The organism is Ectobacillus sp. OTK (assembly GCF_059698935.1).
Map to the genome: position 1 here is coordinate 3,969,315 of NZ_AP048547.1, position 21,496 is coordinate 3,990,810.

A 21,496-nucleotide genomic window follows, 5' to 3' on the forward strand; every position below is an offset into this window, starting at 1 on the left:
AAGGGGGATTTCGATCATGGCACAAATTCGCATTCATGAAGTAGAAACACGCATTGAAAATGATGCTGACGTAGCGGCGTTTTTAGCACAGCAAGAGGTTATTTATGAAAAGTGGGACATCACAAAGCTTCCTGCCCATTTGCAAGAAAACTACGCGTTAACAGACGAAAACAAAGCGGAGATTTTAGATGTATTTGCGGATGAAATTAAAGACATTTCCGAGCGCCGCGGCTATAAAACAGCTGACGTCATCTCCCTTTCTGAAACAACGCCTAACCTAGAAGAGCTTCTTGTGAAATTCCAGCAGGAACACCATCATACAGACGATGAAGTGCGCTTTATCGTGAGCGGACACGGCATCTTTGTCATCCAAGGAAAAGACGGCCGCTTCTTCGATGTAGAACTAGAGCCAGGCGACTTAATTTCCGTACCGGAAAACACACGCCACTACTTCACATTAATGGAAGACCGCAAAGTCGTAGCAATTCGTATCTTTATCACAACTGAAGGCTGGGTGCCGATTTACTAAGAACTTGGCCAAGCTCATAAGAAAAGCCAACTTCCTTATCGGAAAGTTGGCTTTTCTTATGAGGGCTGCATTTTGTTGGCAGAATTCTGCACTTGAACCGAAAATAGTTTTCTGTTTAATTTTGGAATATACATTATTAAAAATACAGAACGCCCTATACTAAATACAATAAAGGCGAACCACAAACCGTGATTTTGAAAACTAGGCACTGCAATAAATAGAACAACGAGATAAGCAATTAATGCCAAAATCATCGAGTTTCGAATAGGCGCTGCTTCTGTTGCCCCTGTAAAAACACCGTAAATAATAATACCGAAGCTGGCCGAAAGAGGAAATAGCGTAATCCATATTCCATAGGTGTTTGCCAACTCAATAACACTTGGTATACCCGTAAATAGCATAATCATATTATGACCAAACAAAGCGTAAATACCTGCTATAAAAAAGGATGAAAAGATGGCCCACTGACATGATAGCGAAAGTGTCTTCTTGTACAATTGTTTATCTTTTGCTCCAATTGCTTTCCCTACAAAAATACTAGAAGCATTCGCAAATCCGTCAAAGAAGTAGGCCATAATATAATGAATTTGGATGAGAACAGCATTGGCTGCCAAAACCTCTGTTCCAAAGGAGGCCCCTTTCGCTGTGAATACATTAAACATGGTTAACAAACAAAGTGTTCTAATGAACAAATCCCGGTTAACGCTCATCATTTTTCTGAACGAAGCGGGATCAAAAATCTCGTTTAAAGGAAGCAGCTTAAATGTAAAAGGAACAGCCTTCCATATAATAATAAGCCCTATAATAAAGGCCGTTATTTCTGATATTAAGGTTGCTGCAGCTACACCAGATACTGCCCAAGAGAATACGTTGACAAATAATAGGTCTAGAACGATGTTCATGAGATTCATAGACACTTGTATCATTAAAGAGATTTTAATCTTAGACATCCCCATTAACCATCCGAGGATAACGTAATTCATTAAAGCAAACGGGACACCCCATATACGAATACTAAAATAATCCGATGCCAACGTACGAACGTCAGACTCCGGGTTAATTAAGGTTAAAAATAAATATTCGATAGGCCGCTGCAGAAGAATAAAAATAATCCCTACTACAACTGCAACTACAAATGGTCTTGTTAAGGCTAAAACCCCTTGCATATCATCGTTTGCTCCATGCGCTTGGGCAGCAAAGCCCGATGTACTCACTCGCAAAAAACCAAACAACCAGTACATCGTATTAAAAATAATGGTTCCTACAGCCACCGCCCCAATATAAGCAGGGTCAGGCAGCTGCCCGACAGCTGCTGTATCTACAGCCCCTAATAAAGGGGTGGTCATGGTTGAAATGATCAGGGGAATGGCTAACGTAAGATAGGATCGATGATTCAATAGTTTTAACCTCCTTCATCTCTCATGCCAGAGGATGGGCATAATGTCTCCCTCCAGAAAGAGAACGGTAACGGGGATGCTCGGAAAGAATGGACGAGAGCAAAGTTTGCACAGCGGGGTGCTGCGAGGTGAAAAGCTGGTCTTTATTTTCGCATTGCTCAACTATTTCACCTTTCTCCATCACAGCCAAAGCATCGGAGATAGAATAAGCAGCTTTTATATCATGTGTAATAAAAAGATATGAGAGACCAAAAGCTGACTTCAACTCACCCAACAAGTTTAAAATGTTTGTTTGGTTAACCATATCTAAACTACTTACCGCCTCGTCTAATACAATTAGCTTTGGCTTTAAAGAAATCGCTCTCGCAATATTAATTCTTTGCAGCTGACCTCCGCTAAACTGATGGGGGTACTTTCTCATATCCTCATGATTCAGACCCACTCTTTCTAGCAGCTCTCCAACGGCCCGTTTCTGTTCATCCGGAGACATTCTTTCATAGTTTTGTAACGGTTCACTGATAATTTGTTCTGCAGTCATTCGTGGATTTACTGAAGAATAGCAATCTTGAAACACTACCTGAAGATCTCGGCGAAGCCGTTTACGGGTGGTACGGTCTGCGTTATAAAAATCATGCCCTTGAAACAGGACCTCCCCCTTTTGCGGTTTCTCTAATCCAAGGATTACTTTTCCAAGCGTGCTTTTCCCAGCTCCGCTCGTTCCGAGAAGACCTAGGCACATTCCTTGCCCTATGGAAATAGAAACGTTGGACAGCACCCTTTTTCGTTGGTCTGTTCTGCCAAACAAATTATAGGAACCATACGTATGCGTTACATTCTTAAGCTGCAGTAAACTCATGGACTCACCCCCTGTTTTTTACACTGTAGGAAATTTTAGGAATACAGTATAAGTGCAACTACGCCTCTGTCCTCGCCTAACGGCTTGCCAATCGGCGAGTTTTCTTTAGGATCATAATGCTACTCCAATAATGTTAGAAAATCCTGCGCTCTTTTGTTAAATTGCAGCGTCGGTCGGGCATGAAGCAGCTTTTTCGTATACTCATGCTGCGGATGATCAAATAGCTGATAAACGTCCGCTTTTTCTACAATTCTCCCGTTCTGCATCACAATAACATCGTCAGCCAGTTCTGAAATAACTCCTAAATCATGAGAAATTAATAGAATGGACGTACCATATTCCGAACGAATATAATCCAACTGCCGCAGCACCTGCAATTGGTTTGTCACATCTAGCGCGGTTGTTGGCTCATCGGCAATAATTACAGATGGACGCAAGGACAAAGAAATAGCAATCATTACCCGCTGCAGCATTCCTCCGCTTAGCTGAAATGGGTATCTTCGCATGATGTCTGAAGGATTTGGCAAATTCACGTCATGCAAAGAGGCGACAGCCAGTTCAAATGCTTCTTTCTTTGTTAGAGCAGTATGAGTGCGAATCGTTTCAATGAATTGGCTGCCAATCGTATATACAGGGGTAAAAGCGTTCATTGGATTTTGCATAATAAAGGCAATCTCTTTTCCGCGAATACGCCGCATCTCCTTCGCGCTCAGTCCATTTAGTTCCCTGCCATGCAATTGTATACTACCTTCTATACTCGTTGTTTTATGGTCTAGCAGCTGCAGAAGCGACAAGGAAGTAACGGTTTTGCCGCTGCCGCTTTCTCCAACAAGCCCGAGCACACGCCCAGGCTTTAGTTCAAAATGGATGTCCTGCACTAAGGGAATTGTTCCAGTGGAGGTTTTCACCTTTACATGTAGGTCACTTACCTCCAAAACATTACGCTGTTTTTCTATCAATCGTCTCATTCCTTTTTAAAAACGTCGTTTCACTCCAAAGCGATCTGATAAAGCTTCTCCTAATACATTGAAAGTGACAACAACAAGCATAATCATTACACCTGGATATATCATTAACTCTGGATTACTTCGTATATATGATTTTCCTTCATGAATCATAGCACCCCACTCTGGTGTGGGCGGCTGAATCCCAAGCCCTAAAAACGACAGGGCGGAAATATCCATAATAGCCCACCCCATTTCAAGTGTTCCCATCACAACAATCGGTGGAAGTACATTGGGAATAATATGCCGCCTAATAATTTTCCATTGCGAGGATCCGTTTATTCTCGCGGCCGCAATAAAATTCTGCTCCTTCAAACTAAGCACTAAGCCTCGGAACATCCTAGCATAATACACCCACTGCACAAGCATCATTGCCAAAATCACCTGTTTCATCCCGGGACCGAATATTCCTACGAGTCCAAGAATAAGCACAAGATTCGGGAATGCCATTACTCCCTCACAAAATCTCATTAATACAAGATCAATCCAGCCTCCCTTATAACCGGCAAAGGTTCCGATAAGCAAACCAATCCCTAAGGAAGAAATAAAAATTAAAGATGCAACCCCTAAGGAAATGCGAGCACCATGTAAAAGACGGGACAGATTACATCGCCCCAAATAATCAGTACCTAATGGATATTCTACCGAAGGCGGCTTTAGTTTTAATGCTAAATTCACTTGAATTGGATCATGCGGAGAAATCCAAGGAGCCAAAATCGTAAGCATAAAAAGAACGATTAAAATGAATGAGCAAACTGCGATGGTGATTTGATGCTTGAAAACGCCTCTTATACTCGCAATCATTGGTCCGTTCCTCCTTTCCAAGAGATGCGCGGATCCATATACATTTGCACAATATCCACAATCAGATTACATACAATAAATAGACAGGCCGCAAGAAACACATAGCACTGGATGACTGGTATATCCCGGTTAAAAATCGCCTCAATAAAATAACGGCCAAACCCGGGCCACGAAAAAACAGACTCAACAATAATCGTTCCAGTCAGCAGCTTCCCAAAATTCATTCCAATGCCTGTAATCATTGGTAAAATTGCAATTTTCAATACATGCTTTACCATAATAACACGCTCATGAATACCTCTTGTTCTCGCATACAGGACATAAGAATCTTGCAAATTCTCTAGCACACTAACACGCAGCAAACGAGTATAAATAGCAATTAGCGGTAAAGCCAATGTTATGGATGGAAGAATCAAGTGCAGCCATGTTCCTATTCCCTCTACAGGAAACAGATCAAGCTTCACAGAAAACAAATAAATTAATAGATAGCCAAGCCAGAACTGCGGAATGGAAGCACCGAAAAAAGCCAGAACTCGACTGAACTGATCTATCACACCATTTTTCTTCACTGCAGCTAAAAATCCGATAGGCACACTAACAAGTACAGCCAGAAAAATGCTGCTAAAAGCGAGTTGGATCGTTGCCGGCATCCGGTACACAACTTCCTCCCAAACTGGCTTGTTAGAAAGATAAGATATGCCAAAATCAAGTTGGCATATCTTAATAAGAGATTGAATATATTGCACGAACAATGGCTGATTCAGGCCAAACTCCTGCCTTTTCTGTTCTAACATCTCCGCTGTCGGCTGAATATGGGCAGCTGCCAAATACGCTTCAGCAGGGTCGACTGGCGACAGATGAATCAATATAAAAGTAAGAAGTGTGGCAAAGAGAAAAATAGGAAAGATGGCAAAAAGTCGTTTCATAATATAGCTACCCATTATTTCTCCTCCTGCCATTTCCTAGTTATTCATGTTAATTCCAGTGAACGGATGGTCATCACGATTTGCCGGGAATTCAAAGCTAGTTACATCCTTCTGGTACACAGCTGTTTTCTTAATATAAGAAATTGGCACAATTGCTGCTTGGTCCTGTAATGTCTGTAGGATAGAGCTGTATAGTTCTTTTCGTTTTTTCTCATCCGTAGAAGCAAATACTTCTTTGATTTGTTGATCAAGCTGTTGCTTCACTGGTAAGTTTGACAAAGCATCTGAGAATCCAAATCCTTTCACTGAGACAACGTTAAGGAAGGTATGTGGATCATATGGAGCTCCATAGTTACTGTACAAATTCAAGTCAAAATCATTTTCACCAAAGCGTTTTACTTGAACAGGAAGCTCAACACCAGTAATATTCAGCTTAACTCCTATCATTGCCCACTCAGCTTGAATAGCTTCCGCCATTGCCTTTTGGATTTGGTTCGACTTGTCATACATCAATTCTAGCTCCAACGCTTTACCATCTTTCTCACGAACATTTTTTCCAGATGGCAGCTTCCAGCCCGCTTCTTCTAAATAACTCTTCGCTTTTTCTACATCATACTTAATAGGTTTCGTTTTAATATTCGTATATAGGAGGTTTGGAGCCAGAATATTGTCTGCCTTCTCTTCCAGTCCAGAAGTCACTCCTTCTACCAATGCTTGCTTGTTAAAGCCATATTGAAGCGCTAAACGTACCTTTATGTCGGAAAGCTGCTCTCTTGTCGTATTCATGACTAATTGTCTTGTTGCAACAGGTTCAGAAATACTTGTTTTATATTTTCCTGATTCCTCTAACTGTTTAAAAGCATCTAGACTAATAGCGCCCTCTCCATAAATTAAATCGAGTTCACCTTTTTCGAAAGCAAGCACTCTCGTCTCTGCATCAGGAATGGTTTTAATTACGATTTTATCAACTTTCGGACTTTCGCCCCAATAATTCGGGTTGCGGGTAAATACCGCATATTCATCCTTCTTATGTTCCTCTAGCACCCATGGTCCCGTTCCAACAGATTTCTTCACTCCTTTTGAAGTGTCACCATCATCCGGGAAGCCTGCTTCACCTAAAAAACGTACTGGACGAACAACTGCCAGTTCCTGCAATGTTGGATAATAGGCCTGCTTCAATGTGATTTTGAAGGTAGAATCATTTACGACCTCAGTCTTCTCAATCATATTGATTAATCCTAACCAGCTATGCCTTTCCGCATTTTTCATAATCACATCAAAATTCTTTTTCACAACATTTGCATTAAACGCTGTCCCGTCAGAAAATTTTACATTTTGCCGAAGGTTAAAAGTATACTCCCTGCCGTCCTCAGATATTTTCCATGATTCAGCTAGGACTGGTTCCAGCTTACCGCCTTCTCCATAGCTAACCAATGGTTCGTAAATCATTGCCTGTGCAATCAATTGCGAAGGGTTATAAACATGCGGATTCATCTCTCCTATATCCCTCGGCCAGGACAAAGTGAGAGTTTTTTCCTTATCACTCGTTTCTTTCTTAGCTGTCTGCTCATTGTTTTGTGTTGTACAACCCACAAAGACAATGGACAAGAGCAAAATCATTGCTGATAGTAATATACCGATTTTCCTTTTCCCTTTAAACATTAGTAAATACTTCCCTCCTAAAATTAATAAAACAAATAATTCAATTGAAAATGATTATCACCCACTAATAATAGTTACTAAGATACTTCTTGTCAATGAAAATTATGAATAATTTCACAATTAGAATTGATTTCCAAGGGCCATATCCTTTTTGACATACGTATTGAATAATGATATTAATCCACCAACTTACTTTCATCGGTGTTTTTGTATCACCGGCTGCACGGAGGATACTACCGAAAATAAACATGAGGGAAATAAATACAGACGGAACAGCAACAATACGGAAATACAATGATCCATCTGCTACAACCTTAGGTTCTGCTCCCATCATACGAAGGAGAGGCTCTGCGAAGAAAAATGAAATCACACCAAAGAGCAATCCAAGGGCGGCAGATATAACTGTCGATTGTTTAGCAACACCTTTGGCTAACACTACATTTTATTCGAACCTAATCTTAGCAATAAAGTGGCTGAGGTTGTAAAAAAAGAAGTGGGAGCTGATACGTTAACACTTCACAACCTGGAATCTTTAACAGAAACAGGCAAGTTTGTTGGGATCTGATACGTAAAAGGAATGACTTTTTGTTCTTTTGCCAGAATGGAATACGCTCCGCTTAATGGAATCACAGCTACTTCGCGCGTGGCAGTTCCTCGTTTCGTCGCTACACTCATCATTAAACGAGCAGAGGCGTGATTGATTTTTTGTTCCACTTCCCCACCTTGAATATGAACTTCGCCATGTACTGTTTCTCAGCAGAATAGGGACGATTTTCAAAACGCAAATCAACCATAGCGGCACCTTTCCCAAAACGAGCTAAAAATTTCTTAAACATGTTTGTCTCTCTCTCATATTTTATTTTTCTGTGTTGTTATACATGTATGTATGAATGGAATCTATGGAGACAAACAGCAACTTAAGAGGTTGCTGTTTGTTGTTCCAACTGTGTTTTGCGAATCTCAATTCGTTTGATTTGGTGTACATCTTTTGACAGTACCTTAAACTCACAGCCATCTGCTTCGGTGGTTTGCCCTTCTTGAATATCATGCTCTTGCACCATCATCCATCCACCAATTGTATCTACATCTTCAGTATCTATATGAAGACCAAACAAGTCGTTAATCTCTGTGATTAACACCTTTCCGTCCACAATTTTATGATACTCACTGATATGTTGAATTGGCGGTTGCTCATCCTCATCATGAATCTCTCCAACAATTTCTGTTCTCGGTACCATGATTTCTTTTGCAATCCGATTATCAAATTCAAAGATATTCTCCACATACTTATACTCTGCTTGGTTAATTTCTCCGCTTTCATAGCTTTCTGATAAGATTAACCAAAGCTCATCTTCCGAGTGTGCCACTTCATGCTCGGACGCTGGTTTCAAACCGAAAATCCCTACTACTACACGTGCCGATCCATTTAATGCCCAAATAAATGGGTACGCAATCTTATAGAACCAAATCAAAGGTTTTGCAAACAGCAAGGTGATTTGTTCCGCTTTTTGAATGGCGAAAGTTCTGGGTACATATCAAGCGACCTAGAAGGCTTCCGATAACACATAATTATGTGTTATCGGAAGGAAAGTAGCTGTCTTTTATTATTCGTCAAGCTTTGCAACTTTGAACAATTTATTTTAAGACAGATTTTTCACAAAACTAATTTACAATAAATTCAATTACAATCGGAGTAGCAGGATCAAGAATAGTACCTCCTACAATAGTTACTGCAGTAGTAGAAAGACCTGTTATAGTATCACTTGTTTGAAGTAAAGCATTAATATATAGATTTACAACCGCAGGTGAAGAGGGAAATGTTGAAACAGCACCTGCATCATCGAGGAAATCTGTATTAGCAAATGTCAAATCAGCACCTGCAACTGTACCTGTTGATGCTGTAGTTGTAAATCTTCTTCCTGCCATGAATGGTTTGACTAAAGGCATTAATTAAATTCACCACCTTTTTCAAAATAAACAAATGCATTTTTTATAAAAGTACACACTTGTTTATTTTAATGATATTCTTTAAATTCGTATTGGAAACGGTAGATAACTATTTTAATTTGTAATTTAAGAGAATTTATAAAAAAACACCTAATATATAAATATATACATTGAACGCTATAATAATACTCGAATTTTAAAAAACATCAACTTGAATAACTGTATCTGCCACGGCAGTCCCCGCACTTGTTGTTACTTTTAAAGATAAACTATCTCCCGCCTGGAAAGAAACAGAAGTACTATTATTAATATTGGAAGTTTGTGTACCCGTTAACGAAACTGTAAGAGATGTATCAACACCATTTTTTCGAATCGTCCAAATATCTGTATTAGAAATTCCTGGTCCAGTTACAGCTCGTACATTTAACGCTTTCAAAAGACATTTTTGGCTTAATCGAATAAAAATTTCTGTAGTTGAAACAGAAGCTGATCCTGGCCGATAAAAACGAACGGTTCCTTTTGGCAAACTACCTGGATCACCCCAAATAATAGTAGAAGGCTGTTGAACCGTAGAAAATCCTAAACCATTGGCATTTGAATTGAATGCATTCGTAGTGCCGATACTTAAAGTTCCTGCTGTTTGAGAAATATCAGCTGTAACCCCTTGTATAGTTGATGCACGTATAACCAATTGTGCCCCTGGTTGATTTACTTCAGCCCCTATATAAGAACCGCCTCCGCCTGCATTCGTTACTAAAAAGTTATTGTCACGACCATTAAATCTATGGGGATTCGTATTAACCAATAATGCCCTTTTTATACCAAGGCCAGCTGAGTTTACTGTTATAATTGAAGCTCTAATAGCATCAATATTGTCAGAAGGATTACCTGTACCAAATGAATGAATTCCATAAACATTGGAGCTGCCTGTTGTCGAAGCAGTAGAATTATCCACTGTTACAGATGTTGTTCTCAATTTAGCTGTTTGTGAGGTTGTTCCAGGGAAAGCAACTCCAGTTAAGTTTACATGATTTGATGAAGTTAACAGAAGAGAAACATCTTCTACCCTTGTATTCTCACCCATTGTTAATAAAGTTGTATTTGATACTATATTCTGTTGACGAATAGTTACAGTTAATAAACTAATACCTCTTAATGAATTTCCTGCAGGCATCACTACCGTTTCATCGTAAATTCCAGGATATACAAAGATTGTTATTCCAGTAGCGCTTGCTGCATTAATGGCTGATATAGCTCCATTAATTGTTTTAAAAGGATTTCCGCCAATAGAGGCAGTAGAATCATCCCCCAATTTGGTTACCAAGGCTATATTGGGTCTAGATATCAGTAGTTGTTCTATACTCAATGTTATTTATTTCCTCCTTTTATAAAATTTTTTGAATAAAAACTAATACTGTGATAACAATCCTAAATAGTAACATACTTGATTCTGAGGAAAACTTATGTTTTTTAATGATTAATCAGGATAAACTGAAGCGTTATCGGTACACCAGCTTCAGGTGCTGTTGGTGTTAACAATGTTAGTATTCCTTCTTGCACGAGGTAAGCAGTTTGAGGTTGAATTATACCGTTAACAAACAAATTAATATAGGAAACTTTGTCTGGTGATAATATCTGAGTTGTTCCGTATTGCGCTAAGCCATCAGCATTTGTATATATAAGTTTTTGACCATCAGAAAAAGTAAAGTACAATAAATTAGTTGTAGGGATTGGACTTGGAATTGGAGGTCCTGGTGGTCCTTGTTCCCCCTGTGGTCCTGGAGGTCCTGGAGGTCCCGGCGGTCCTGGAATTGGAGGAAACCAAGGTGGAACTGCACAAGGATTGCAAAGGTTGAAGTGTTTTCTATTTTTTGAGTACAAGAATAATCAAGCTCCTTTCTTTAGCAAGATTTAATATATTAAATGTAAAACGAGCCCTTTTTTCTTGTACGCTTGTCTAATAAACATAAATGATGTATATCCTATACATGTCAGGTTTACATAATCCCTCATTATCGGAATTCAATGTATCTAGGATACTAAAATAATCTCCGATGTTGATTTACGAAGCAATAAGACATTTTTTTAAAAGGAAAGACAATCATACAAGCAAAAAGGTCTGTTCAACATTCAATATAGAAAAATCATTTTTACCCACGGGTGTGTGGTAAATTATGTTGTTTGTGTCATTGACAAGAATGATTCGTTTATAACAGTTCGACAGCTAGTAGATTTTATTCCTACATTTGTTATTGAGTTTAGAATCTCAACCAATGTCATTCTAAATATAATCGATTTTCCAAAATAGATAGTCTAGGAAATTCATAAAACGATTCATTTTATTAGTCAATAATACATGGATTAACAGAATGGAGTGAATAAAAATTAACCATCTATCTAATGATTTTAGTCCAGATTATGTCATAGATTATTTATGTAAGCATAAAGAGGATTTTACTGTTTCACTTGCCGTGAGTAGAAATCGAAAAAAATTATGTACCATTAATCCAGATGTTCCCCTTCCTCTTGGAAGTACAGTAAAACTAATAATAGCAGTAGAATATGCCAGACAAGTAGCTAAAGGATGTATTGATCCAAATGAATTAGTCTCTTTGGATTACCTGATGAGGTATTATGTTCCCGGCTCTGATGGAGGTGCTTTTACAGAATGGATTAACTTTTTAAAGGAAAATAACCTTATATTTAACGGTAAGACCACTTTACGTTTGGTAGCCAAAGGAATGATATCGCAAAGCGGAAATGCTAATACAGATTATCTTATCGCAAGACTAGGGTTAGAAAACATTAATAGGAATTTAGAAAGGTTGGGTTTAATAGACCATCAAACATTATTCCCTTTGGTTGGCAGTCTTTATATACCTGACTATTTACAACAGCGATATGGTCTGACGGTTGAAGAAACGATTGTGAAAATGAAAGAACTGCCAAGATCCCAATATTCTTATATAGCATTTAAGTTTTTGAATATAATGACGAGGGATAAAGATTTTGTTAAGCGAACCCCCCCAGTATTAATAGATAATGAACAAATTGACAGGATTTGGTCTAACCGACTTCCGGCAGCTTCTGCCAATGATTACCTTTCTTTACTTCGTAAGTTCAATGACCAATCTTTTCCATGTCCAATGCAAGAAGAACTAGATCATATTGTACAAAATATTTTTGAATCCAATCAAGTTTTTGAATTATATCCCTCTTTACCGGGTTTTTTAAGGTATGGTGGACGAAAAGGCGGATCAACCTCGTATTTGTTAACTAATACTTTATACACTACGGATGTAAATGGGAACAAAATGGAGATTGTAGTCATGTTTAATCACTTAACCAAAGAAGCTATTACGAACCTTATGAATACTTTAATTCAATTCAACGTTGAACTTATTCGAAGCAAAGATTTTAGAAACCGTTTAATAGCTAGTGGATGTTGTAATGATATTATGTAGTTGCTTAATTAAACAAAATAGATTTGAACAGGCAATCGCCGAAGAAATTGCATTGCCTTGTTGAACTTTTATAAAGCATTGGATAATGTATCTAAGTGTTTATAAAAAGGCCCTCCTGTTAGGTTGTGATCTGGGGGGCTTTTTGTTCACATAACATCCGAATGCGGGAGTTAAAAATTTTTATTTTTTTATGATGTTAGACAACTACATTGATAATCTATTAACAGGAAAAAAGAGCACTTTTTTGGGCTTCTTGTTCAACTAAGCATTCTTTCTTTCCTTTAAGTACAATTCTTCGCTAGCTTGAGATCAATTTTTTAGAGTAAATAATTTACAGTCTAGATAACACATTATACTGATTTTATAACAGAAGCAAGGGTGTGAAGTAGTGGAAGGATCCATTAATAGAGCTATGAAATATCCATATCCTTTCCGTATCATTATTAATAATCTTAAATCAATTCTTTTTTAAATTACGGTGATAGAAATCCAACAGCTTCAAAGTGTGTAGCTGCAAAACCTGGACCATCAAACAAAGCAATTGTGCCATCTTGATCACTAATTACAGTTACATCCACTATATCTCCAGCTTGTAACTGAATAATAGTTGAAACAGATACGTCATTATCAAATGGTATCGGACCAAAGAAGTCATTATCTTCAGCTACCACAGTGCCATTAACCCGGATACTTACTCGTACTCTATAATTTACAGTACTATTATTAGGAACATATTGAACACTTGCAATGATGAGATACACACCGCTATGTGTTGGACGGAATATAGATGCAGATGGATCATATTCACTGGCTAAGTCAAATTGCTCGTTTGGATATAGAACTTTTACAAGGGTGTTTGCTGGAATGATTTGGGATGGAGGCGTGCTATGGACAGCTCTAAATGCAGATTTTGTTGTATTTTTATCGTCTTTCTTATGATCACAACAATTTACATCCACATTAACAATAGAACTATCATGTTTTTTATCCCATGAATGATTGTCGTATTTATCCTTTTGTTTCTTGCCCCATAAATAATTTTCATAGCTATTATTATAAAGATGATCGTAGTCATCTCTTAGGGCTCTTAATTTATCATAGTAGGATCCCATATTTGATCGCCTTTCCTTAATTATAATAAAATTATATCGAGATTTAATAATTTTGCTTGTATGCTTGTCCCTCATTTCCTAAAAAACTCAAAATGTATACCTTATACATGTCAGGTTTACATAATATCTAATTATCGTAAGTGCCATGCCCAAGGAAATCCGCACCAATACTGGGTCTCTCGCAATCTCCGAATTTATTAAATATGCAGGATTTTATGCAATGCCCAAATGGCGCGAGTTTGTCGTCCCAATGTCTCGCTAAAGCTCCCTATTTTTTGTATAAAATCCTGCATATTTTTTAGACATACTTTGTTCATGACAAAAATATAAATAGCAGGGAAATGGACAAGGGAACCACCCTGACCTCCATGTTAGTCCATTTCGCCTTTCTACGGAATGTTTTAGGAGCATCCCTCGTTTTCAACAGCCTAGAGGGGTGTTTTTATTTGCTACGAATTTCATTGTTTTTTCCAAAAGTGCCACCATTTTTTTCTTGCGCTGCAGCAATCATTTTCTTTGTTTCTTGCATCTCTCGCATATATTGCATAAGTAGCTGATCCCGTTGATCTAATCGCTCCAAAAATTTTTGCTCCAACTGCTGAGCTTGTTTTTCTTGTTGCTGAAGAAGTTGCTGTATTTGATTTGTAAATCGCTGTTCTTATTCTTTTAGGAGTGCAGTTGTAAGGGTCATGACGTCATGCCCCCTTTTCCCTTTTATAAACGCATTCGCCGTCATACTGTCATGACCCCCTGCTATTTTTAGGAAAAAGATAAAATATAAGTTATACGCATACATAATTAATTTATGTATATTGCATAACAAATCTGGTCATTTTAAAAGTTATAAATCACATTAGGAGTGGTAATAGTGAAAAAGGTTAAGTATTTAGCAATGGCTTTTTTACCAATTCCCTTACTGTTTGGTTGTGCAGCAAACCAAGAAAACAAAGCGATGGACAATCGCGACAACAATGAAGTCCGGAATGTTCAATACAGGCAGAATGATGTCGATATAAACGAAAATAATGATTTTGACCGTAATAACGATAACGAAACTCGAATGGAAATAGCTGATAAAGCTGCTGATCGGATAGCAGAACTAGACGAAGTAAAGACAGCAAACGTTATTGTTACAAACCGAAATGCCTATGCTGCAGTTGTTTTACGCGACGGTACAAAAGGCGAAGTAACAGATCGTCTCGAAAATAAGATTGCAGATAAAGTAAGGGCTACAGATCCGGATATTCGAAACGTATATGTATCATCAAACCCCGATTTTATTAAACGAATGACAGATTACGGAGAAAGAATTAATGAAGGTGATCCGGTAGAAGGTTTATTTGAAGAATTCAATGAAACGGTTCGAAGAGTATTTCCTAATGCTCGTTAAAAAAGTGTGATTACATGCAAAAAGCAAATCGTATATATGTTTATTATAAATAAACTCCACAAAAAAACAGGCATTTCCTGCCTGTTTTTAACCTTATAAAAAACAATTGTTTTTTACGAACTTGTTCTGCTCGATCTGCTGATATTTAGATTTAGAGTGGTCCAAAATAGTATTTATTTCTCCAACTAATAAATGTATTTTTGGGTACTTCAAGCTCATAAGCTTCTTGTGTTGGAACTACATTTTTCAAGAGATTTCGTAACTTTCGATGGAAACAAAGAAATGACAAGATTGATATTGGTGTTGTTATTCACTATCGTTCTATCTAAAAAATTGAAATGAGCTCTTTTGTATAAGGATGGCGTTCCTCAGCGAATAAATGATCGCAGTTGAATTGATCGACAAGCTTCCCTTCTTTCATAACCATGATTCGCTGGCTCATTTGCCTGACAGCAGCAAGATCATGTGAAATAAATAAGTAAGAGAGATTTAAAGTTTCGCGAAGCTCTGTTAATAAAGTAAGCACTGCCCCTTGCGAGATGACATCAAGGCTTGCGGTCGGCTCATCTAGAACAATGAGCTCTGGTTCAATGCTGATAGCACGGGCAATCGTTACACGTTGCCGCTGTCCGCCACTTAATTCATGAGGATATTGATTGGCTAAACCCGACGGCAGCTCAACGGCTTCAAGAAGCTGCTTTACAAAGGCATCCTTAGAAGTATAGGAAAAATGGCTAAGGTTAAGTTCTTTCCTATACTGGGCGTAAGGATCAATCAGTGAATCCTTTATTTTAAGCTTTGGATTTAAAGCAGCTGATGGATTTTGAAACACGATTTGAATCTTTTTTCGGTAAGGGTGCAACTGACGCTCATTAAGCTGTTCAATTGCTTCATTCTTAAAATAGATCGAGCCGCTGTCAATCGATTCAATCCGCAGCAAGCAACGAGCCAGTGTGCTTTTACCACAGCCACTTTCACCGACAAGGCCAAGACATTCACCCTTGTTCAGTTCAAATGAGAGGTTGTTCACCGCTGTTTTTCCTGCTGAATATGATTTTGTTAGTTGTTTAACAGTAAGCAGACTCATACGCTTTCTACCTCCTGTAACCCCGATGGAAGGCCGCGTTCTAGTGTAGGTGCGGCTTGGATTAACTGCTTTGTATATTCATGCTGCGGATGGTCAAGTATACGATGCTTCCCGCCTGATTCAACGATTTCTCCTTCCTTCATGACAGCTAGGCGTGTCGCATAGCGTCTGACATGGCGCCAATCATGGGTGATGAATAAAATCGCACAGCCTGTTTCTTTTTGCCGCTTTGCAAGCAATTCTAAAATCCTGTGCCCGGAGACACTGTCAAGTGCCGTGGTAATTTCATCTGCAATTAATAAATCAGGCGACAGCAAAAGTGCCATAGCAATCGAAACTCGCTGAAGTTGTCCGCCACTTAACTGAAACGGGTATCGATTGTACAAAGCTTCATCTAACCCAACTGAGTCAAGTGCATCCATTGACTTTATTTTCCGGTTTTTGGCATCGAGAATGCCGTGGGCTTTCTGGTATTCCTCAAGATGCTGGCCAATTGTTCTAAACGGTGTAAAAGAGCCCTGATAATCTTGAAAAATATAGGACAGCTTTTGACCGCGAATTGTCCTCATCTGTTTTGGTGATAACGATAGCAAATCTTCTTCTTTAAAAAGAATCTTTCCCTCAACCTGCAAATTAGGTGAAAGCATTCGCCCAATTGCCTGTGAGAGTAAGCTTTTTCCGCTCCCACTTTGTCCAACCAGTGCATACCACTCTCCTTCACGAATGGAGAGTGACACGTTATCAACAATTTTCTTTTCTCTGCTGCTAATTGATACTCGCTCAATCGATAGAATCATTATCGCACCTCTTTCTTCACATCAAAATGGTCACGTAAATAATCACCCAGCATATTCGTTAGCAGCACAACAACCACAATAGCTAAACCAGGATATATCATTAATTCAGGTCTTGACTGAAAATACGGACGTGAGTCATTTAGCATTGCTCCCCATTCAGGAATTGGGGGCTGTGCTCCAAGTCCAATGTATGAAAAGGCAGAAATGAGCAAAATAATTTTGCCGAGATCAAGACTTGCGAGTACAAGAACATGCCCCACAATATGAGGAAATAAATGCTTACGCATGATTTTACTTGAAGATAGTCCATTGATGCGGGCAATCAGCACATAATCTTTTTGGGATTCTGATAAAACCGTGCTACGAACAAGACGAGCATAACTAACCCATTTGACCATCACAATAGCAAGCACTAGGTTGCCGATGCCCGATCCGAGTAAACCACTTAGAACAATTGCGACAATCGTATCTGGGAAGGCTGAAAATCCATCGGCAATTCGCATAAATACCCGATCAACTAACCCTCGTTTATATCCGGAAATAAGACCAAAGGGGATTCCAATGATGAGAGCAACAATCAGCGCCAGCAAGCTATAACCGATTGTCTGCTGACCGCCTAGCAAAAGCCTAGTCAGTACGTCCCGGCCGAGTTGATCTGTTCCAAGTGGATGCTGAAGGCTCATCCCCTGGAGACGTCCATCAAGATTTGTAGATGTTGGATCATACCGTAAATAAAAAAAAGCATATATGGCAACTGCCAAAACAAGGACTACGCATATCAGCGCTATCATCCCTTGCCAAATGTGCTTTTTTACCTTTGGCAAATGTATAGACAATCCTCTCATCAGTTGGCCTCCCTTTCTTTTAGTTTCATTTCGGGATTTAAATACCGGTAAGATAAATCCACACATGTATTTACCATGAAAACAATGATCGCCATGATTAAAATATACCCTTGTATAAGGGGATAATCACGTTGACGTATCGCATCAACAACAAGCTTTCCTATCCCTGGATACGCAAATAAAACTTCAATCACCACAACACCGCCAAACAGGCTTCCTAAACTGACTCCAAATACGGTAATAACAGGAGGGAGGCTGTGTCGAAATGCATGCACTAGAAAAATTCGCCATTCTGACAACCCGCGCGCTCTCGCTGCACGGATAAATTCCTGACTAAGCGAATCAAGCAAGCTGGAACGAAGCAAACGAACATATACACTTGAAATGGCCAGCCCAAGCGTCAATGATGGTAAGACCAATGAGACGAATCCGTCTCTCCCCATGGTCGGAAGCCAGTTAAAACGTACACCGAATAAATCGATAAAAATAAGGCCAAGCCAAAAACTTGGGATGGCCGCACCAAGAATTGATAGGATTCTACTCACCTGATCAATCCAGCTATTCCGATAAAGGGCAGATAGCGATCCTAGTGGAATCGATACAACCAGCATGACAATCAGCGCACCAACGGCTAATTCGATTGTGGCAGGCAGCCCCATTAAAATCATATCCATTACAGGTTGACCTGTGACATAAGACTCCCCGAAATCAAGCTGGATAAATTTAAGCAGCCAAAGTCCGTACTGGACGAGCAATGGCTTGTTGAATCCCATCTCCTCTCTTAATGCCTCTACTTGCTCCTGACTAACTGATAGCTCATCAACATTCAAAATGGTCAAAACGGGATCGCCAGGTGCAAGCCGAACAAACAAAAAACTGACAAATGTAATAAATAACATAAAAAATAGAACTTCAAAGAATTTCCGAGCAAGAATTTGAACCATTTACTTCACATCCAACTGGTTTGTAATCATGTAATATTCACTTCGCGTTGTCAGCCAATTTTTAACTTTGTTTTCGTTATACGCAACAATGGTGGAAGGATGCAAGACAAATGAATTGATCACATTGTCATGGACATAATCAGCCGCCTGCTCTGCAAGCACAGCTCGTTCTTCTTGACTGACGGTTTGATTAAGCTTGTCAATGATTGCAGTCAGTTCAGGCTCATGAGCACCGCTAAAGTTGAGAGCGCCAGTTGGATGATAGGTTGCATTTAAATAATAGCCAGCATCTCCACGCGGGGCTGTTAAATTACTATACGTAGCCAAATCCCAATCGCGGTTTGACGCCATGTATTCCTCAGGGATATCGATTTGGCGAATTGCAACATCAATTCCGATTCGTTTAGCGTCCGATTGAAAAACTTGAGCAATTAATGGCAAGTCTGCTCTTGCACTATAGGTTAAAAGGGTAAATTTAAGCGGCTCTCCGTCTTTTTGCATTTTCCCGTTTTCAAGTGAATAGCCCGCTTCCTTCAAGTACTTAACAGCTATGTCCGTTCCCCTTTCGCCCTGTTCATAAGATGGGGCAAACGGCAGTGATGGTAAAAATGGCCCAACAGCAGGTTCAGCATACCCTAAAAGAATCGTATCAACAATCTTTTGGCGGTCAATCAGCGCATCAACAGCACGACGCACATTGACATCCTGCAAACTTTTGCGTTCCATATTCATCGTCATTTGATGTACACGGAATGTCGCAGTCGATTCAACTTCAATCCCATCTTGTGCTCGCAACGATTCCAAGCTTTCTACCTCTGGACGATAAACAATATCAACTTGCCCAGACTTCAGTGCAAGTGAACGAGCATTTGCATCCTCATTAAAAGCGAATGTCACTGAATCAAGATTCGAAGCACCATCCCAATAATCAGCATAGCGCTCAAGTTCAAGCTTGCTTCCAGGTGTAAATGACTTCAAGACAAAAGGTCCTGTACCGACCGGTTTGTTGACAATATCCTCTTCTGTTACGTCAATGATCGAAACATTTGGATTAACAAGCTCAGAAACAAACTCTGGAAAAGGTTCCTTCGTTGAAATATGTAATGTATAGCCATCTGCTTCAATCTTATCGATTTTGAGTGCGTTTTGAATAGCAACACTCTCTTTCAGCGCTCGTTCAAGAGAGGCTTTCACCGCTTCGGCATCCATTTTATTACCATTTTGGAATGTAACATCTTCACGAAGTTTAATCGTCCAATGTTGACCATCCTCACCTTCCCAGCTTTCTGCCAGCCATGGTGCAATAGTTAAATTTTCTTCATCTAGTCGGACTAGCGTTTCAGTTATCCCTGCTCTTAACGGAACATAACTTGAATCAACATGAGGATCTAGAGAATTAGTAGAGAAATTATAGAGAAAATTGATGTGCTTGTCCTCTGCTTTTTCCTCATCAGTACTTCGCGAGGACTGCGTACAAGCACTTAACAAGCTGATACATACCAATAAGATACTAATTTTAAGAAAGTGATTTCTTATGTACTCATGGAAACTTTTAAAACAGACATAGCCGTGCCAATTATTATTTTTAATTGTTTTCATAGTAAATCCCCTTTTTTCGTAATCATTACGATTCATATAGTATCGTAATGATTCCTATTTGACAAGGGGAAATATTTTTAGAGGTTATTTCATCAATTAGATTATTTGTGCCTCTTCCTCTATGATTATATAATTCTTGTTCTATACAAAGCTGAGAGTTTTTCTTAAAAAAAGGGGTTATTATTAATAGACTTAAAAAATCTAGAAGAACTACTCAAATGAAAAGCTTAGTAAGATTTTATGACGCCTCCAAAACGAAGATTTTGTACCTTTTGTTATAAGGCTCATTTTATTATTTCGAAATCATTGCGGAGTTTTATCCAGAGTCCTTTCTTCGCTTAGCACATGGTAGATTCAAAATAGCGGTAACGTATCGGCAGCTCAAATGGATGAATATTTTCATCAAATGATAAATAAGATTTTTTCCCGATCTCAAAATAATGTAAACAAGGCAAACCCGATTTTGCGAATGATTGTACGCAAAATCGGGTTTTTACATATATCTATTTTGTACCATTTATAACCTCGATTACTGGTTTCGAAACTTAAATGGACATGGATTTATATTCTGTATATTGGCTCAGACCAACACTTCCAAATTCACGTCCGATTCCACTGAATTTGTATCCGCTTAATAATATAGGTCAACTCCCTTTCTCCATTGCCATCACTCCCGTACGCGACAATTGGTACATTCCATATGGCATCAACTGTTCCACGATCGCGTTAATTTTTTCTGTATCTCCCACAGCTTGGATAATCATCGTCTTTGTACCGATATCTACTACGGTCGCTTGAAAGCTTTCCACTATACCTGCAAGCTCTTCATTTTTACTTGGGTCTACATTCATCTTCATAAGGGCTAATTCGCGTGTAACCGTTTCTTCTGGTCTAAGGAGTGTTGCTTCGTAGACGTCAATTAATTTCAATAGTTGGTTGATGATCTGCTTAACTAAGTTATCATCGCCATTGGTAACAATAATAATTCGTGATACGCCGGCCTCTTCTGAGGCACCAACTGTAATGCTTTCCATATTAAATCCACGCCGGGTAAAGAGGCTTGTTACTCTCTGCATAACCCCCGGATGATCTTTAACTAATAGCGAGATGGTTTTTTGTTTCCCCATGACTTG

General features: G+C 39.0%; 22 protein-coding genes and 2 pseudogenes. 4 read left to right on the plus strand and 20 right to left on the minus strand.

The annotated features are described in order from the left end of the window. Positions 1 to 16: 16 nt before the first annotated feature. On the plus strand, positions 17 to 529 hold the full coding sequence (locus AC6HZ4_RS19625) for a 1,2-dihydroxy-3-keto-5-methylthiopentene dioxygenase (RefSeq protein WP_497491385.1): 513 nt from the start codon (positions 17 to 19) through the stop codon (positions 527 to 529). 56 nt (positions 530 to 585) lie between these two features. On the opposite strand, the gene AC6HZ4_RS19630 is transcribed toward AC6HZ4_RS19625, so the two are convergent. The 7 genes from AC6HZ4_RS19630 to AC6HZ4_RS19660 form a co-directional block, all read right to left on the minus strand. Beyond that, positions 586 to 1,926, minus strand: coding sequence for an MATE family efflux transporter (locus tag AC6HZ4_RS19630; RefSeq protein WP_497491386.1), 1,341 nt, complete (start codon positions 1,924 to 1,926; stop codon positions 586 to 588). A gap of 22 nt (positions 1,927 to 1,948) precedes the next feature. Further along, the gene (gene nikE, locus AC6HZ4_RS19635; RefSeq protein WP_497491387.1) at positions 1,949 to 2,782 is read right to left on the minus strand and encodes a nickel import ATP-binding protein NikE; all 834 of its coding nucleotides are present in this window, start codon (positions 2,780 to 2,782) and stop codon (positions 1,949 to 1,951) included. 119 nt (positions 2,783 to 2,901) lie between these two features. Then, entirely contained in the window at positions 2,902 to 3,741 is an 840-nt protein-coding gene (gene nikD, locus AC6HZ4_RS19640) for a nickel import ATP-binding protein NikD (RefSeq protein WP_497491388.1), read from the minus strand. A 15-nt stretch (positions 3,742 to 3,756) separates the two neighbouring features. Beyond that, entirely contained in the window at positions 3,757 to 4,590 is an 834-nt protein-coding gene (gene nikC, locus AC6HZ4_RS19645) for a nickel ABC transporter permease subunit NikC (RefSeq protein ID WP_497491389.1), read from the minus strand. Continuing rightward, on the minus strand, positions 4,587 to 5,531 hold the full coding sequence (nikB, locus tag AC6HZ4_RS19650; protein ID WP_497491390.1) for a nickel ABC transporter permease subunit NikB: 945 nt from the start codon (positions 5,529 to 5,531) through the stop codon (positions 4,587 to 4,589). The genes nikC (AC6HZ4_RS19645) and nikB (AC6HZ4_RS19650) overlap by 4 nt, the downstream gene beginning before the upstream one ends. A 21-nt stretch (positions 5,532 to 5,552) precedes the next feature. Further along, a complete protein-coding gene (gene nikA, locus AC6HZ4_RS19655; protein ID WP_497491391.1) occupies positions 5,553 to 7,178 on the minus strand; it encodes a nickel ABC transporter substrate-binding protein in 1,626 nt (541 codons plus the stop codon). A 64-nt stretch (positions 7,179 to 7,242) separates the two neighbouring features. After that, positions 7,243 to 7,614 carry an MATE family efflux transporter gene (locus tag AC6HZ4_RS19660; RefSeq protein WP_497491392.1) on the minus strand — a complete coding sequence of 124 codons (372 nt, stop codon included), beginning with the start codon at positions 7,612 to 7,614 and terminating at the stop codon, positions 7,243 to 7,245. On the opposite strand from AC6HZ4_RS19660, the pseudogene AC6HZ4_RS19665 reads away from it, so the two are divergent. Next, a pseudogene (locus AC6HZ4_RS19665) lies at positions 7,612 to 7,716 on the plus strand (adhesin); the annotation flags it as partial. The gene AC6HZ4_RS19660 and the pseudogene AC6HZ4_RS19665 sit on opposite strands and share 3 nt — an antisense overlap. On the opposite strand, the gene AC6HZ4_RS19670 reads toward AC6HZ4_RS19665, so the two are convergent. The 5 genes and pseudogenes from AC6HZ4_RS19670 to AC6HZ4_RS19690 form a co-directional block, all read right to left on the minus strand. Further along, positions 7,695 to 7,892, minus strand: a complete 198-nt coding sequence (locus tag AC6HZ4_RS19670) for a sporulation protein (RefSeq protein ID WP_497491394.1) — start codon at positions 7,890 to 7,892, stop codon at positions 7,695 to 7,697. The pseudogene AC6HZ4_RS19665 and the gene AC6HZ4_RS19670 sit on opposite strands and share 22 nt — an antisense overlap. 203 nt (positions 7,893 to 8,095) lie before the next feature. Then, a pseudogene (locus AC6HZ4_RS19675) lies at positions 8,096 to 8,707 on the minus strand (transporter associated domain-containing protein); the annotation flags it as partial. 133 nt (positions 8,708 to 8,840) lie between these two features. Continuing rightward, positions 8,841 to 9,125: a DUF4183 domain-containing protein gene (locus tag AC6HZ4_RS19680; RefSeq protein WP_497491395.1), complete on the minus strand. Its 285-nt coding sequence runs from the start codon at positions 9,123 to 9,125 to the stop codon at positions 8,841 to 8,843. Between the two features lie 196 nt (positions 9,126 to 9,321). Then, positions 9,322 to 10,491, minus strand: a complete 1,170-nt coding sequence (locus AC6HZ4_RS19685; protein ID WP_497491396.1) for a hypothetical protein — start codon at positions 10,489 to 10,491, stop codon at positions 9,322 to 9,324. Between the two features lie 104 nt (positions 10,492 to 10,595). Further along, on the minus strand, positions 10,596 to 11,006 hold the full coding sequence (locus AC6HZ4_RS19690) for a DUF4183 domain-containing protein (RefSeq protein ID WP_497491397.1): 411 nt from the start codon (positions 11,004 to 11,006) through the stop codon (positions 10,596 to 10,598). A 590-nt stretch (positions 11,007 to 11,596) separates the two neighbouring features. Here AC6HZ4_RS19690 and AC6HZ4_RS19695 point away from each other — a divergent pair. Beyond that, positions 11,597 to 12,589 carry a serine hydrolase gene (locus AC6HZ4_RS19695; RefSeq protein WP_497491398.1) on the plus strand — a complete coding sequence of 331 codons (993 nt, stop codon included), beginning with the start codon at positions 11,597 to 11,599 and terminating at the stop codon, positions 12,587 to 12,589. Positions 12,590 to 13,062: 473 nt separating this feature from the next. On the opposite strand, the gene AC6HZ4_RS19700 is transcribed toward AC6HZ4_RS19695, so the two are convergent. Together AC6HZ4_RS19700 and AC6HZ4_RS19705 are read right to left on the minus strand one after the other, a co-directional pair. Beyond that, the gene (locus AC6HZ4_RS19700) at positions 13,063 to 13,701 is read right to left on the minus strand and encodes a complement C1q domain-containing protein (protein ID WP_497491399.1); all 639 of its coding nucleotides are present in this window, start codon (positions 13,699 to 13,701) and stop codon (positions 13,063 to 13,065) included. A gap of 442 nt (positions 13,702 to 14,143) precedes the next feature. Then, complete coding sequence (locus AC6HZ4_RS19705; RefSeq protein ID WP_497491400.1) at positions 14,144 to 14,281, minus strand: DUF3967 domain-containing protein; 138 nt, start codon at positions 14,279 to 14,281, stop codon at positions 14,144 to 14,146. A gap of 312 nt (positions 14,282 to 14,593) precedes the next feature. Here AC6HZ4_RS19705 and AC6HZ4_RS19710 point away from each other — a divergent pair, with 312 nt between their 5' ends. Next, positions 14,594 to 15,091 (plus strand): YhcN/YlaJ family sporulation lipoprotein, encoded by a 498-nt coding sequence (locus tag AC6HZ4_RS19710; RefSeq protein ID WP_497495784.1) that lies wholly within the window; start codon positions 14,594 to 14,596, stop codon positions 15,089 to 15,091. 325 nt (positions 15,092 to 15,416) lie between these two features. Here the strand turns inward: AC6HZ4_RS19710 and AC6HZ4_RS19715 are convergent, their stop codons facing one another. The 6 genes from AC6HZ4_RS19715 to ilvN form a co-directional block, all read right to left on the minus strand. Then, complete coding sequence (locus tag AC6HZ4_RS19715; RefSeq protein WP_497491401.1) at positions 15,417 to 16,178, minus strand: ABC transporter ATP-binding protein; 762 nt, start codon at positions 16,176 to 16,178, stop codon at positions 15,417 to 15,419. Beyond that, positions 16,175 to 16,975 (minus strand): ABC transporter ATP-binding protein, encoded by an 801-nt coding sequence (locus AC6HZ4_RS19720; RefSeq protein WP_497491402.1) that lies wholly within the window; start codon positions 16,973 to 16,975, stop codon positions 16,175 to 16,177. The genes AC6HZ4_RS19715 and AC6HZ4_RS19720 overlap by 4 nt, the downstream gene beginning before the upstream one ends. After that, positions 16,975 to 17,820 (minus strand): nickel transporter permease, encoded by an 846-nt coding sequence (gene nikC / locus AC6HZ4_RS19725; protein WP_497491403.1) that lies wholly within the window; start codon positions 17,818 to 17,820, stop codon positions 16,975 to 16,977. The genes AC6HZ4_RS19720 and nikC (AC6HZ4_RS19725) overlap by 1 nt, the downstream gene beginning before the upstream one ends. Then, on the minus strand, positions 17,820 to 18,764 hold the full coding sequence (gene nikB, locus AC6HZ4_RS19730) for a nickel ABC transporter permease (protein WP_497491404.1): 945 nt from the start codon (positions 18,762 to 18,764) through the stop codon (positions 17,820 to 17,822). Before nikB (AC6HZ4_RS19730) ends, nikC (AC6HZ4_RS19725) begins: the two co-directional genes overlap by 1 nt. After that, positions 18,765 to 20,363 carry a nickel ABC transporter substrate-binding protein gene (gene nikA / locus AC6HZ4_RS19735; protein WP_497491405.1) on the minus strand — a complete coding sequence of 533 codons (1,599 nt, stop codon included), beginning with the start codon at positions 20,361 to 20,363 and terminating at the stop codon, positions 18,765 to 18,767. A 644-nt stretch (positions 20,364 to 21,007) separates the two neighbouring features. Then, on the minus strand, positions 21,008 to 21,490 hold the full coding sequence (gene ilvN / locus AC6HZ4_RS19740; RefSeq protein ID WP_497491406.1) for an acetolactate synthase small subunit: 483 nt from the start codon (positions 21,488 to 21,490) through the stop codon (positions 21,008 to 21,010). Positions 21,491 to 21,496: the final 6 nt, after the last annotated feature.